The 14517-nt window shown below is 60.2% G+C and carries 13 protein-coding genes; 9 read left to right on the plus strand and 4 right to left on the minus strand.

Annotated elements, in window-relative coordinates:
• Positions 1-42 precede the first annotated feature (42 nt).
• Positions 43-1326, minus strand: coding sequence for a putative acyl-CoA thioester hydrolase (locus OKF39_RS07640; protein WP_028012406.1), 1284 nt, complete (start codon positions 1324-1326; stop codon positions 43-45).
• Between the two features lie 224 nt (positions 1327-1550).
• On the opposite strand from OKF39_RS07640, the gene hutI reads away from it, so the two are divergent.
• The 5 genes from hutI to hutH all read left to right on the plus strand — a co-directional run bounded on the left by hutI (position 1551) and on the right by hutH (position 7793).
• Complete coding sequence (gene hutI, locus OKF39_RS07645; protein WP_234105915.1) at positions 1551-2771, plus strand: imidazolonepropionase; 1221 nt, start codon at positions 1551-1553, stop codon at positions 2769-2771.
• Positions 2768-3706, plus strand: a complete 939-nt coding sequence (hutG, locus tag OKF39_RS07650) for a formimidoylglutamase (protein ID WP_234105914.1) — start codon at positions 2768-2770, stop codon at positions 3704-3706. The genes hutI and hutG overlap by 4 nt, the downstream gene beginning before the upstream one ends.
• Before the next feature lie 19 nt (positions 3707-3725).
• A complete protein-coding gene (locus OKF39_RS07655) occupies positions 3726-4460 on the plus strand; it encodes a histidine utilization repressor (RefSeq protein WP_047367758.1) in 735 nt (244 codons plus the stop codon).
• A gap of 127 nt (positions 4461-4587) precedes the next feature.
• A complete protein-coding gene (gene hutU / locus OKF39_RS07660) occupies positions 4588-6276 on the plus strand; it encodes a urocanate hydratase (protein WP_234105913.1) in 1689 nt (562 codons plus the stop codon).
• Entirely contained in the window at positions 6273-7793 is a 1521-nt protein-coding gene (gene hutH, locus OKF39_RS07665; protein ID WP_047367760.1) for a histidine ammonia-lyase, read from the plus strand. The genes hutU and hutH overlap by 4 nt, the downstream gene beginning before the upstream one ends.
• Positions 7794-7877: 84 nt before the next feature.
• Here the strand turns inward: hutH and OKF39_RS07670 are convergent, their stop codons facing one another.
• Complete coding sequence (locus OKF39_RS07670; protein WP_063154683.1) at positions 7878-8354, minus strand: kinase inhibitor; 477 nt, start codon at positions 8352-8354, stop codon at positions 7878-7880.
• 48 nt (positions 8355-8402) lie between these two features.
• Positions 8403-9692, minus strand: coding sequence for an adenosylmethionine--8-amino-7-oxononanoate transaminase (gene bioA, locus OKF39_RS07675; protein ID WP_436835842.1), 1290 nt, complete (start codon positions 9690-9692; stop codon positions 8403-8405).
• An 86-nt stretch (positions 9693-9778) separates the two neighbouring features.
• Between bioA and bioB the strand changes: the two genes are divergently transcribed.
• The 4 genes from bioB to bioD are packed head-to-tail and all read left to right on the plus strand — an operon-like array spanning position 9779 to position 13406.
• Positions 9779-10819, plus strand: a complete 1041-nt coding sequence (gene bioB, locus OKF39_RS07680) for a biotin synthase BioB (RefSeq protein ID WP_063154681.1) — start codon at positions 9779-9781, stop codon at positions 10817-10819.
• Positions 10816-11973 carry an 8-amino-7-oxononanoate synthase gene (gene bioF, locus OKF39_RS07685; protein ID WP_479983643.1) on the plus strand — a complete coding sequence of 386 codons (1158 nt, stop codon included), beginning with the start codon at positions 10816-10818 and terminating at the stop codon, positions 11971-11973. The genes bioB and bioF overlap by 4 nt, the downstream gene beginning before the upstream one ends.
• Positions 11957-12712: a malonyl-ACP O-methyltransferase BioC gene (gene bioC, locus OKF39_RS07690; RefSeq protein ID WP_045259949.1), complete on the plus strand. Its 756-nt coding sequence runs from the start codon at positions 11957-11959 to the stop codon at positions 12710-12712. Before bioF ends, bioC begins: the two co-directional genes overlap by 17 nt.
• Positions 12705-13406, plus strand: a complete 702-nt coding sequence (gene bioD / locus OKF39_RS07695) for a dethiobiotin synthase (protein ID WP_333021090.1) — start codon at positions 12705-12707, stop codon at positions 13404-13406. The genes bioC and bioD overlap by 8 nt, the downstream gene beginning before the upstream one ends.
• On the opposite strand, the gene OKF39_RS07700 is transcribed toward bioD, so the two are convergent.
• Positions 13369-14091 (minus strand): ABC transporter ATP-binding protein, encoded by a 723-nt coding sequence (locus OKF39_RS07700; RefSeq protein WP_049136983.1) that lies wholly within the window; start codon positions 14089-14091, stop codon positions 13369-13371. The genes bioD and OKF39_RS07700 overlap by 38 nt on opposite strands.
• Positions 14092-14517 lie beyond the last annotated feature (426 nt).

A 14517-nucleotide genomic window follows, 5' to 3' on the forward strand; every position in this document is an offset into this window, starting at 1 on the left:
AGTAAAAAGGGGGATTAAACTCCCCCTTTTACTCTCATCTCGTTACTGCTTCGGCTCAGCAACCACGTTGCTGCCCAGACCGCGGTTGTTGTATTCCCACATGCGGTTGAAGTTCGCGTCGTTCAGGTTGCGCTGCACGTTTCCTTTATCGTCCACCGCACCGGTGTTGCCGGAGAACGGACGTTTGGAGACAGCCGCATCAGCCCACGGCTTCGCCACGTTAAAGCCTTCGTTGATCACGCTGTCGCGGATAACGACCTGGCCGTTGGTCGCAGAGTCCACGTCCAGGGAGCGGCCCAGCTGCGCCACGCCGTCACCGGCCGCGTTAAAGCGGCTGTTCACGGCCAGGAAGCCGTAAAACAGGTTAGACTGGGTTGCCGGAGCAAACACATAGCCTTCCTGCTGGGTACGGGAATTCACCACGCGGAAATCGGTGTTATCAAACACTACCGCGCCGCGACCGGACACCAGATCAACGTCACCTTCAACGTAGCTGTTGGTCACCAGCGTACGGGTCAGACGGTTGTTCTGCAGCGTGTTCTGTACGCCGCTGTTGGTCACGAAGAAGGTGTTCTGACGGCCCAGAATATTGACGTTGTTAATCTGCACCTTATCGCCGTCGCTACGCAGCGCCACGGCCTGATGGTTACCGGCATCCACGCTGTCACCCAGGGTATTCTGAATGGTCAGGTTCTGCAGTTGCAGGCCATTATTCTGCGACCAGAATACCGCCGAGCACATCACGCCAACGGTGGCGGAACGCTTGCTCTGGCAGTTATCAAACATATACCACGCCGGTTTGCCCGGCATATATTTGCCTGCCGGGTTCACCAGGTGACGCCAGGCGGTGCTGTCGATTTCGGAATCAATCGCCAGGCCAATTTTTACGTCGATGGCTTTTTCACCCAGACCATAAATCGTAATGCTGCCAGGAGCCGCCGGAACATACACGGTGCCTTCGTATTCACCCGGCAGGATCGCGATGTACTGGCGAGACGCGCTGTGTTTAGTGATTGCCGCGTCAACCGCTGCCTGGATAGAGGTATGCGTTACGCCCTGCGCGCCAGCCGGGCCAACAACGAAGTCAGGCTGTTTAGGCAGGTTAATAGAAGCCGGTGTCCACGGCGCGGCGTTAGGATCCATCGCCGAGAAGTAATGGGCGCGGTCGAAATTCTTCGCTTCATCCGCGGACAAAATCGGGCGGGAGGCGGTACCGGGCGCTACCTGCTCAGAAGGACGCTGATCCGGTGGTGTAGAACTGCATGCGGATAATGTCACGCCAAAGGCGAGCGCTAACGCCAGACGGGAAATCCTGGAAATGTTCAAGGTGAAGCTCCTGGGTATGCAAGTCTTTACGGGATAGACGAAATAGCCTGCTTTTTTATACTAAGTTGAGCGAAACGGGAAGATAAAAAGGGTAAAAGTTGCATTTTTTGCCCGGAGGTGACGGGAAAGTCATCACAAATAAATAACATTTTCCCTCAAGGCGGTTGACAGCAGACGATGGATGCAAATAAATGTCTATACAACCCATGACAAGTGGAATGCCCATGCAGCTTCAACCTGACGATGTTATATGGCGAAATGCGCGCCTGGCAACAATGGTTCCCGATACATCAGCGCCTTATGGCCTGAAAGAGCAGCACGCGCTGGTCGTGCGCGGCCAAACTATCCTTGGCGTGCTCCCTGAATCTGACCTTCCTTCCGGACACCGTCACGTCATCGATCTTGAGGGACGTCTGGTCACGCCTGGCCTGATTGACTGCCATACCCATCTGGTATTTGGCGGCGACCGCGCGGCGGAGTGGGAACAGCGTCTGAACGGCGTCTCTTACCAGACCATAAGCGCTCAGGGGGGCGGGATTAACGCCACTGTGACGGCAACGCGCAGCAGTTCCCTGGAAACCCTGCTGAAACTGGCGCAGCAGCGGCTCCAGCGTCTGATGAATGAAGGTATAACGACCGTTGAAATCAAATCGGGATACGGACTCAACGCCGAGGCCGAAGAGAAGATGCTGCAGGTTGCCCGCCAGCTGAGCCTCAATAACCCGGTTGATATCAGCCCAACGCTGCTGGCGGCTCATGCGGTTCCGCCGGAATACCGACAGGATCCGGATGCGTACCTCACGCTGGTTTGCGAGCAGATCCTGCCCACGCTGTGGCAAAAAGAGTTATATGAAGCAGTAGACGTGTTTTGTGAAAACGTCGGCTTTACCCCGTCGCAAACCGAGCGCCTCTTCCAGGCCGCCGCCGCGCTCGGTATCCCGGTGAAAGGGCATGTTGAACAGCTGTCGAATCAGGGCGGAGCTGCGCTGGTCAGCCAATATAACGGACTGTCGGCCGATCATATCGAATATCTCGACGACGCGGGCGTTCAGGCGATGGCGCAAAGCGGTACGGTTGCGGTACTGCTCCCCGGCGCGTTCTATTTTCTGCAGGAGCGCCAGCGTCCGCCGGTTGATCAGCTCCGAAAACGTGGTGTGCCGATGGCCGTCGCCACCGACTATAACCCCGGCACCAGCCCGTTTGCCAGCCTGCACCTGGCGATGAATATGGCCTGCGTCCAGTTTGGCCTCACCCCTGAAGAGGCCTGGGCTGGCGTCACGCGCCATGCGGCGCAGGCGCTGGGCCGCGGCGCAACGCACGGGCAGCTGCAGCCGGGGTTTGTCGCTGATTTTATCGTCTGGGATGCTCACCACCCGGTGGAGATGGTCTACGAGCCGGGACGCAATCCGCTGCATCAACGTATTTTCCGTGGGGAGGCAGTATGAAGTTATGGCGGCCCGTCGCCGAAACGGTCTGGAAGGGGCGAGACGACAGCGCCGAAGCCAGCAACGCAACGCGCATTTTCCAGACGATACAACAGCAGGCGCTGTTCACGCCGCTTTCATCCGGCATCGCGCTGATAGGCTTTGAATGCGATGCAGGGGTTAAACGTAATCAGGGCAGGCCCGGCGCCGCGCAGGCCCCTGATATTCTGCGCAAAGCGCTGGCGAATATGGCAAGCCATCAGGGACACGAACGGCTGGCGGATATGGGCTCGGTGTACGTTGAAGGCGATGAGCTTGAACCCGCGCAGCGGGCGTTAAGCGATGCCGTGACGGCCTGCCAGCAGTCCGGGATGCGCACGCTGGTGTTTGGCGGCGGGCATGAAACTGCCTGGGCGCATGGACGGGGTGTTCTGGATGCATTCCCCGGCGAGCGCGTGGCGGTGATAAACCTGGATGCGCATCTCGACCTGCGCAAGGCCGACCGGGCGACGTCCGGTACGCCGTTTCGTCAGCTGGCTCAATACTGTGATGAATGCGGGCGCGAGTTTCGCTACGCCTGCTTTGGCGTCAGCCGCGCGGCGAACACCCAGGCTCTGTGGGATGAGGCCGAACGCCTGAACGTCACGCTGGTGGAGGATCTTCATTTCAGACGCGAGGCATTATCGGCGCTGGAAAAGGTGCTGGCACAGGCCGATCGTGTCTATCTGACAATCGATCTGGATGTCCTGCCCGCGGGCGAAATGCCTGCCGTTTCCGCCCCTGCGGCGTTAGGCGTCCCGGCAATGGATCTAATGCCGGTTATTGAACAAATCTGCCGCAGCGGTAAGCTGCAGGCCGCCGATCTGGTAGAGTTTAACCCGCAGTACGATCGGGACGGACAGGGCGCAAAGCTCGCCGCCCGTCTGGCCTGGCAAATTGCTCACTGGTGGGCATAACACTATTAAAGGAGTCACGATGTTTTCACGCTCACCCCTGCCGCAACCGAGCCCGCCCGCGCCTTTCTATGAAAAGGTGAAACAGGCGATCAGCGAAAAGATTGCTACCGGCGTCTGGCGCCCGCACGATCGCATTCCGTCGGAGGCCGAGCTGGTGGCGCAGTTCGGTTTTAGCCGGATGACTGTCAACCGGGCGCTGCGCGAGCTCACCGACGAAGGACTTCTGGTGCGCCTGCAGGGCGTGGGGACGTTCGTGGCGGAACCGAAAGGGCAGTCCGCCCTGTTTGAAATCCGCAGCATTGCCGATGAGATAACCTCGCGTAATCATCAGCACCGCTGCGAAGTGCTGGTGCTGGAAGAGACCCAGGCCAGCGCCGAGCAGGCCGTTGAGCTAAATGTCAAAGAGGGTAGCCGCATCTTCCACTCTGTGATGGTGCATTTTGAAAACGACATTCCGGTGCAGATTGAAGATCGCTGCGTCAACGCAGAGCGGATACCGGAATACCTGAACCAGGATTACACCCACACCACGCCGCACGCGTATCTCTCGCTCGTCGCACCGCTCACGGAAGGGGAGCACATTGTAGAGGCCGTACGCGCGACGCCGCAGGAGTGCGAGCTGTTGCGCATTAAAGAACACGATCCGTGCCTGCTGATCCGCCGTCGTACCTGGTCATCGTCACATATCGTGTCGCATGCCCGACTGCTTTTCCCGGGGAACCGTTACCGGCTGCAGGGCCACTTTATGTCATAAGTTTTATAAGCGTGATCGCTAACGCAATATAACAAAATTGTATCTTTTTTGTTAAATCCGACCTTGTGTGTGCTTGTCTATACAAGTATATCTAAATGCATCATCTGTCCCTTATGAGGAGCACACAATGTCGTCAGGTAAATACCGCCAGCAGGACGTCCGCGCCGCGCGCGGTACCACGCTTACTGCCAAAAGCTGGCTCACCGAAGCCCCGCTGCGCATGTTGATGAACAACCTTGATCCTGAGGTGGCGGAAAACCCCCACGAACTGGTGGTCTACGGCGGCATAGGCCGCGCCGCACGCAACTGGGAATGCTATGACGCAATTGTAAAATCCCTGACCGAACTCGAACACGACGAAACCCTGCTGGTGCAGTCCGGCAAGCCGGTTGGCGTATTTAAAACCCATAAGAACGCGCCGCGCGTGCTGATCGCCAACTCTAACCTCGTGCCGCACTGGGCCACCTGGGAACACTTCAACGAGCTGGACGCGAAAGGGCTGGCGATGTATGGCCAGATGACCGCCGGGAGCTGGATTTACATCGGCAGCCAGGGGATTGTGCAGGGCACCTACGAAACCTTCGTGGAAGCGGGGCGTCAGCACTATAACGGCTCGCTGAAGGGCCGCTGGGTGCTTACCGCCGGTCTGGGCGGGATGGGTGGCGCGCAGCCGCTGGCCGCCACGCTGGCCGGCGCGTGCTCGCTGAACATTGAATGCCAGCAGAGCCGCATTGATTTCCGTCTGCGCACCCGTTACGTCGATGAACAGGCCGAGAATCTTGATGACGCGCTGGCGCGCATCAAAAAGTACACCGCTGAAGGCAAAGCGGTGTCGATTTCCCTGTGCGGCAACGCGGCGGATATTCTGCCGGAGCTGGTTGCCCGCGGCGTGCGTCCGGATCTCGTTACCGACCAGACCAGCGCCCATGACCCGCTGCACGGTTACCTGCCAAAAGGCTGGACGTGGGAAGACTACCAGCAAAAAGCGGAAACCGACCCTGAAGGCACGGTACTGGCGGCTAAGCGTTCGATGGCGGAACACGTCTCCGCGATGCTGGCCTTCAGCCAGTTGGGTATTCCAACCTTTGACTACGGCAACAACATCCGCCAGATGGCGAAAGAGATGGGCGTGAATAACGCCTTCGACTTCCCCGGCTTCGTGCCTGCCTATATCCGTCCGCTGTTCTGCCGCGGCATCGGCCCGTTCCGCTGGGTGGCCTTGTCCGGCGATCCGCAGGATATCTACAAAACCGACGCCAAAGTGAAGGAGATCGTCGCAGACGACGAACACCTGCACCACTGGCTGGATATGGCTCGCGAACGCATCAGCTTCCAGGGCTTGCCGGCGCGCATCTGCTGGGTAGGGCTGGAGTGGCGGCAAAAGCTGGGTCTGGCCTTCAACGAAATGGTGCGCAGCGGTGAAGTCTCCGCGCCTATCGTCATTGGCCGCGACCATCTGGACTCCGGCTCCGTCGCCAGCCCAAACCGTGAAACCGAAGCCATGCGCGACGGATCTGACGCGGTCTCCGACTGGCCATTGCTTAATGCCTTGCTGAATACCGCCAGCGGCGCCACCTGGGTCTCTCTGCACCACGGCGGCGGCGTCGGGATGGGCTTCTCCCAGCACTCAGGTATGGTCATTGTCTGTGACGGAACCGATGAAGCGGCCGCGCGCATCGCCCGCGTGCTGCACAACGACCCGGCAACCGGCGTGATGCGTCACGCGGATGCGGGTTACGAGATTGCCATTGACTGTGCCAAAGAGCAGGGACTGAACCTGCCGATGATCCCTGCCACACAAGGAAAGCATGCATGAACGCGTTAACACTCACTCCCGGCTCGCTGACGCTCAAACAGCTGCGTAACGTCTGGCGCCAGCCGGTCACCCTTTCACTTGATGAAAGCGCCCACGCCGCGATAAACGACAGCGTCGCCTGCGTAGAAGCGATTGTTGCCGAAGGGCGCACCGCCTACGGGATTAACACCGGCTTTGGCCTGCTGGCGCAGACCCGCATCGCCACGCACGATCTGGAAAACTTACAGCGTTCGCTGGTGCTGTCGCACGCGGCAGGCGTCGGCCAGCCGCTGGATGATGAGATTGTCCGTTTGATGATGGTGCTCAAAATCAACAGCCTGGCGCGCGGTTTCTCGGGCATTCGCCTGAGCGTGATCCAGGCGCTGATGGCCCTGGTGAATGCAGAAGTCTATCCGTGGATCCCGGCAAAAGGTTCCGTCGGTGCCTCCGGCGATCTCGCCCCGCTGGCGCACATGTCGCTGCTGCTGCTGGGTGAGGGCAAAGCGCGCTGGCAGGGCGAGTGGCTCCCTGCGAAAGAAGCGCTGGCAAAAGCCGGCTTAACGCCAATCACTCTCGCGGCAAAAGAGGGGCTGGCGCTGCTCAACGGCACGCAGGCGTCGACGGCCTTTGCGCTGCGCGGCCTGTTTGAAGCGGAAGATCTGTTCGCCTCCGCGGTGGTGTGCGGTGCGCTGACCACCGAGGCGGTGCTCGGCTCGCGTCGTCCGTTTGACGCGCGTATTCACGCGGTGCGCGGCCAGCGCGGGCAGATTGATGCCGCCGCCATGTACCGCCACGTGCTCACCGACACGAGTGAGATTGCGGATTCACACCATAACTGCGAGAAGGTGCAGGATCCGTATTCCCTGCGCTGTCAGCCGCAGGTGATGGGCGCGTGCCTGACGCAGCTGCGCCAGGCAGCAGAGGTGCTGCTGGTGGAGGCCAACGCGGTCTCCGACAACCCGCTGGTATTCGCCGAGGAAAACGAGGTGGTCTCCGGGGGCAATTTCCACGCCGAGCCGGTGGCGATGGCGGCGGATAATATCGCGCTGGCGATTGCCGAAGTCGGGGCGTTATCCGAGCGCCGCATCGCGCTGATGATGGATAAACACATGTCCCAGCTGCCACCGTTCCTGGTGCGTAACGGCGGGGTTAACTCAGGCTTTATGATCGCTCAGGTGACGGCCGCAGCGCTGGCAAGCGAGAACAAAGCCCTGTCGCACCCGCACAGCGTGGACAGCCTGCCAACTTCGGCGAACCAGGAAGATCACGTTTCGATGGCACCCGCTGCCGGGCGTCGTCTCTGGGAAATGGCCTCCAACACCCGCGGCGTGCTGGCGGTGGAGTGGCTGGCGGCGTGTCAGGGTATCGATCTGCGCGAAGGGCTTAAATCCAGCCCGCTGCTGGAGCAGGCGCGCCATGTGCTGCGCGAGCACGTCACGCATTACGATGACGACCGCTTCTTTGCGCCGGATATTGATAAGGCGATGCAGCTTCTGGAAGAGGGACGCCTTGTAGGACTGCTACCTTCGGTGCTGTGATGTTTTGCCCGGTGGCGCTGCGCTTACCGGGCCTACGAATGCGAAATCCAGGCCGGGTAAGGCGTAGCCGCCACCCGGCTTTTTTCAGGAATACATCGCCGTAATCGACGCGCTCCCCAGGGAATGGAAATGCACGTTAAACCCGACCATCGCGCCGCTCGCGCCTTCATCGATCTCAATCTTCTCCACATCCAGCGCGTGCACCGTGAAGATATAGCGGTGGGTTTCCCCTTTTGGTGGCGCTGCGCCGCCGTAGCCCGCTTTACCAAAGTCAGTGCGCGTCTCAATGGCACCTTCAGGCAGGGCAACCAGGTCTGAACCGGAACCCTGCGGCAGCACGCGCGTGTCGGCGGGCAGGTTCGCCACAACCCAGTGCCACCAGCCCGAGCCGGTCGGCGCGTCCGGGTCGTAGCAGGTCACGACAAAGCTTTTGGTTCCTGCAGGAACGTCGTCCCACGCCAGGTGCGGGGAGATATTATCCCCCTGATAGCCCATGCCGTTGAAAACGTGGCGTTCGGGGAGTTTTTCACCGTCGCGCAGATCTTTACTGATGATTTTCATACGGTTTACCCTCGTTATTCACTCGTTCAGGAAGTGTAACGCATGGGATTAAATCGCGAAATGCGCGGGAATGTTAACGGCTGTTACGACCGCGTCGGTTAATTTACGCAGCTGCTCCGGCGTGATGCTGTACGGCGGCATCAGGTAGATAAGCTTGCCGAAAGGCCGCACCCAGACGCCCTGCTCAACGAAGAAGCGCTGCAGCGCCGCCATGTTCACCGGGCGGGTGGTTTCAATTACCCCGATGGCACCGAGCACGCGCACGTCCGCCACAAAATTCGCCCCCGAGGCGGCGCTCAGCTCTCCTTTCAGCTGTGCCTCAATCGCCGCGACCTGCGTCTGCCACTCGCCGCTCTCCAGAATGGCGAGGCTTTCGCTTGCCACGGCGCAGGCCAGCGGGTTGCCCATAAACGTCGGGCCGTGCATAAAGCAGCCCGCCTCGCCGTCGCTGATGGTGTCGGCAACCTGACGAGTGGTGAGGGTGGCGGAGAGCGTCATGGTGCCGCCAGTCAGCGCTTTACCCAGACACAGAATATCCGGCGCAATGCCCGCGTGTTCGCAGGCAAACAGCTTGCCGGTGCGGCCAAAGCCGGTGGCAATTTCATCGGCAATCAGCAGAATGCCCTCGCGGTCGCACATCTTGCGAATGCGCCTCAGCCATTCCGGATGATACATCCGCATTCCGCCTGCGCCCTGCACGATCGGCTCAAGAATAACGGCGGCTATCTCATGGCGATGGGCCGCCATCAGCCGCGCGAAGCCCACCATGTCCATCTCGTTCCACTCGCCGTCGAATCGGCTTTGCGGCGCAGGGGCAAACAGGTTTTCCGGCAGATACCCCTTCCACAGGCTGTGCATGGAGTTGTCCGGATCGCAGACCGACATCGCCCCGAAGGTATCCCCGTGATAGCCGTTGCGGAAGGTGAGGAACCGCTGGCGCGTTTCGCCCTTCGCATGCCAGTACTGCAGCGCCATCTTCATCGCCACTTCCACCGCCACCGAGCCGGAATCGGCCAGGAAAACGCACTCCAGCGATTCAGGCGTCATCGCCACCAGGCGACGGCATAAATCTACCGCGGGCTGATGGGTGATCCCGCCAAACATCACGTGCGACATCTGGTCAATCTGGGCCTTCATCGCCGCGTTCAGGCGCGGATGGTTGTATCCGTGAATGGCCGCCCACCAGGAGGACATTCCGTCAACCAGCCGCTCGCCGCTGGCGAGATGCAGCTCGCAGCTGTGGGCAGAGGCCACCGGATAGACGGGAAGGGGGCGGGTGGTGGAGGTGTAAGGGTGCCAGATATGCTGCTTGTCGAAGGCGAGATCGTCCTGGGTCATAATCGACTTGTAAACCATTTTGAAAAGTTTTAGGTTTACGAGTATAAACCGAACCGAAAATTAACAAAACCCTTTGGAGAAGCCCAATGGCTCACCACGCACGCTGGACGATGTCGCAAGTTACTGAATTATTCAATAAACCTTTCCTTGAGCTGATGTTTGAAGCGCAACAGGTGCATCGTCAGCACTTCGATCCTCGCCATGTTCAGGTCAGCACGCTGCTGTCGATCAAGACCGGCGCCTGCCCCGAAGACTGCAAATACTGCCCGCAGAGCGCGCGCTACAAAACCGGCCTGGAGTCAGAGCGCCTGATGGAGGTCGAGCAGGTCCTCGACTCCGCGCGCAAGGCGAAAAACGCCGGTTCAACCCGCTTCTGCATGGGTGCCGCGTGGAAGAATCCACATGACCGCGACATGCCCTATCTGGAGCAGATGGTGAAAGGCGTGAAGGAGATGGGCCTCGAAGCCTGTATGACGCTCGGTACGCTGAACGAGGAGCAGGCGCAGCGCCTCTCTGCCGCGGGGCTGGACTACTACAACCACAACCTTGATACCTCGCCGGAATTTTACGGCAACATCATCACCACGCGCACCTATCAGGAGCGCCTGGACACGCTGGATAAAGTGCGTGATGCGGGGATCAAGGTCTGCTCCGGCGGCATCGTGGGCTTAGGCGAAACGGTGAAAGACCGCGCGGGCCTGCTGCTGCAGCTGGCGAACCTGCCGACCCCGCCGGAAAGCGTGCCCATCAACATGCTGGTGAAGGTCAAGGGCACGCCGCTGGCGGATAACGAGGACGTGGATGCGTTTGATTTTATTCGCACCATCGCGGTGGCGCGCATCATGATGCCAACGTCTTACGTTCGCCTCTCTGCGGGCCGCGAGCAGATGAACGAGCAGACTCAGGCGATGTGCTTTATGGCCGGCGCCAACTCCATCTTCTACGGCTGCAAGCTGCTGACCACGCCGAACCCGGAAGAGGACAAAGACGTTCAGCTGTTCCGCAAGCTGGGGCTGAACCCGCATCAGACCGGGGTGCTGACGGGCGATAACGAGCAACAGCAGCAGCTGGAGCAGCAGATTCTCAACGCCGATACCGACCACTTCTACAACGCGGCAGCCGTATGACCTGGCAGGTACGGATTAATGCCGCGCTGGAAGAACGCCGGGCGGCAGAGGCGTTTCGCGTTCGCAGAGTGGTGGAAAACGGCGCGGGCCGTTTTCTGACCCGCGAGGGACGGCAGTTTTGTAATTTCTCCAGCAATGACTATCTCGGGCTGAGCCAGCATCCGGCCATCGTCCGCGCCTGGCAGCAGGGCGCGGAGCGGTTTGGCGTGGGCAGCGGTGGCTCGGGGCACGTCAGCGGATACACCACGGCGCATCAGGCGCTGGAGGAAGAGCTGGCCGACTGGCTGGGCTATCCGCGCGCGCTGCTGTTTATCTCCGGCTTTGCCGCCAATCAGGCGGTCATCACGGCCATGATGGGGAAAGAGGACCGCATTGTCGCCGACCGCTTAAGCCACGCCTCGCTGCTGGAAGCGGCAAACTTAAGTCCCGCCCAGCTGCGGCGTTTTGCCCATAACGATGCGTCACAGCTCGCCTCGCTGCTGGACAAACCCTGCGACGGGCAACAGCTGGCGGTCACGGAAGGGGTGTTCAGCATGGACGGCGACAGTGCGCCGCTTGCCGCGCTTCACGAGGCCGCAAAGCGGCAAAACGCCTGGCTACTGGTCGATGATGCTCACGGTGCTGGGGTGATGGGCGATGAAGGACGCGGCAGCGCCCATCAACAAAACGTGAAGCCGGAACTGCTGGTGGTTACCTTCGGCAAAGGCTTTGGCGTCAGCGGCGCCGCCGTGCTGTGCAGCGAATCTGTCGCCGACTATCTGCTGCAGTTTGCCCGTCACCTCATCTACAGCACCAGCATGCCCCCGGCGCAGGCCGTGGCGCTGTCGGCGTCGCTGGCGGTGATCCGCAGCGCAGAAGGGGATGAACGCCGTCAGCAGCTGGCAGAGCACATCTCCTGCTTCCGTCAGGGACTGGCGGCGCTTCCCTTCCAGAGTCCCGATTCGCAGAGCGCCATCCAGCCCGTGATTGTCGGCGAAAACGGCCGCGCTCTGGCGCTGGCCCAGGCGCTGCGCGAGCGGGGGATGTGGGTAACGGCCATTCGTCCGCCAACCGTTCCGCCGGGCACCGCGCGTCTGCGCTTAACCCTGACGGCGGCGCATGAGGCGCAGGATATCCAGACGCTGCTGGAGGCGCTTCATGATGCCGGTGAATAAGCAGGCCGTTGCGGCGGCGTTTGGCCGGGCCGCGCGGAGCTATTCGCAGCACGATGAACTCCAGCGCCAGAGCGCGCAGGGGCTTCTGGCCGCGCTTGGCGAGAACCGCTTCCCGCAGGTGCTGGACGCCGGCTGTGGTCCCGGCAGCAACAGCCGCTACTGGCGCGAGGCGGGGAGCGAGGTGACGGCCATCGACCTGTCGCCCGCCATGCTGGACGAGGCGCGCCAGCAGCAGGCGGCGCACCACTATGTAGTGGCGGATATCGAGGCGATCCCGCTGGCGGACGCGCAGTTCGATCTGGTCTGGAGCCATCTGGCGGTGCAGTGGTGCAGCAGCCTGCCGCAGGCGTTACGCGAGCTTTATCGCGTCGCACGACCGGGCGGAAAGGTGGCCTTTACCACCTTGCTGGAAAGTTCGCTGCCGGAGCTGAATCAGGCGTGGAAAGCGGTGGATGAGCAGCCGCACGCGAACCGCTTTTTATCGTATGAGCAGGTGACGCAGGCGCTGGCAGGCTGGCGCTGTCGCAGCACGGTGCAAACCATCACGCTTAATTTTAGCGACGCGTTCAGCGCCATGCGCTCTCTGAAGGGCATCGGCGCCACGCACCTGCACGCCGGGCGGGAGAAAAAACCGCTGACCCGGGGGCAGTTGCAACGCCTGGAGCTGGCCTGGCCGCAGCAGCGGGGCCTTTTCCCGCTCTCTTATCAACTTTTTCATGGGATTATCGAACGTGACTGAACGTTATTTTGTTACCGGCACGGATACGGAAGTGGGTAAAACGGTTGCCAGCGCTGCGCTGCTGCAGGCGGCACGACTGCTCGGAAAAAACACCGCCGGATATAAGCCCGTGGCTTCCGGCAGCGAGATGACGGCGGAAGGGTTACGCAACACCGACGCGCTGGCGCTCCAGCATAACAGTAGCCTTGAGCTTGCCTATTCGGCGGTGAATCCCTATACCTTTGCCGAGCCGACGTCGCCGCACATTATCAGCGCTGACGAAGGCCGTCCGATTGATTTCGCCGTGCTGTCTGCCGGGTTACGGACGCTGGAAAGCCAGGCCGACTGGGTGCTGGTGGAAGGCGCGGGAGGCTGGTTTACGCCGCTTTCGGACACGCAGACTTTTGCTGACTGGGTGCAGGCCGAGCGGCTTCCGGTCATTCTGGTCGTCGGCGTGAAGCTGGGCTGCATCAATCACGCCATGCTGACGGCGCAGGCCGTTCAGCAGGCAGGGCTGACGCTGGCAGGCTGGATAGCCAACGACGTGGTTGCGCCGGGCAGGCGGCATCAGGAGTATCTGGCGACCCTCAAGCGCGTGCTCCCGGCACCGTTCCTCGGGGAAATCCCCTGGATTGCTGGCGATGCTGAGCAGGCCGAAACCGGGCGTTATCTCGACCTCAGCGTCTTGCTTCCCGCGACATCCAGTGGGCAATGAGCTCATCGTTCAGCTCGCTAACGTGGCCCTGAGCCACGTTACGCCCGCGATAAAGCATGCAAAACCGATCCGCCACCCGGCGGATAAACGACAGCTGTTGCTCCGCCAGCAGCACCGTCATGCCTAACTCTCGGTTTAAGCGCCCCAGCAGCTGCGCCAGCTTCTGGGCAAATCCGTGTCCTGCCCCATGCGTAGGCTCATCCAGAATCAGCATCCGTGGGCGGTTGACCAGTGCATTCGCCAGAGCGAGCTGATACTGATCCTCTGGCGAAAGGGCATTGCCCCGCGTCTGACGACGCGCGTAGAGTTCCGGGAACAGATCGTATACGTCGCTTTTCGCCGCCGGGTCGGGTTTCCCCATCGCCCGCATGGCAATATGCAGATTCTCCTCAATCGTCAGTTGAGAGAAAATACGCCTGTCCTGCGGCACATAGCCTATTCCCGGCTCTGAACGTTGTTCCGGTGCCGGGCTGAGCAAATCACGCGGCGGTGCGCCCGCTTCATGCCAGATAATCGTGCCGCTTTCGACGGGGATGTTTCCGGTAATACAGTTCATCAGGGTGGTTTTACCCATCCCCGGCAGGCCTATGACGCCTGTACACATCCCTTGCGGAAAATCCAAATCCACGTTCCATAGCGTATGTTGGCTTCCGTAAAACTGATTCACTGCACGCAGACTCAACATCTTTCTCTCCTTAAAAATGCGTAGGGATAGGCCTGACGTGAAGCTGCAAAACGCTTGCCAGAAACCTGAAATCGATTAAAAAAACGACTTTTTTAGGAATAAGCCACAGGAGAGCAGGGTAAAAACGCGTGGCTTGCACATCGACGGTGCCGGGAATGGTGAGTTGTGGTGCAGGACGAAAAATGGCTGAAATGTGAGCAGGATCGCATCTGTTGGTTATGAATGACTCAACTGTTTATCGTCAAAAAAGAGCTATAAAAATTTTTTGTTGCCGCCTCGTGGGAAAATCCGGGAATTTGCTGAGCGGCGGTCTACACGGGCTGGAAGCAGTTATCCACTATTCCTGTGGATAACCATGTGCATTAGAGTTAGAAAACACGCGATAAGCGAGAGAAGACGCGGCTTTCGCCCAAATTGACGCGAAAC

Source organism: Enterobacter cloacae complex sp. HYC042_NIDB (assembly GCF_056673315.1).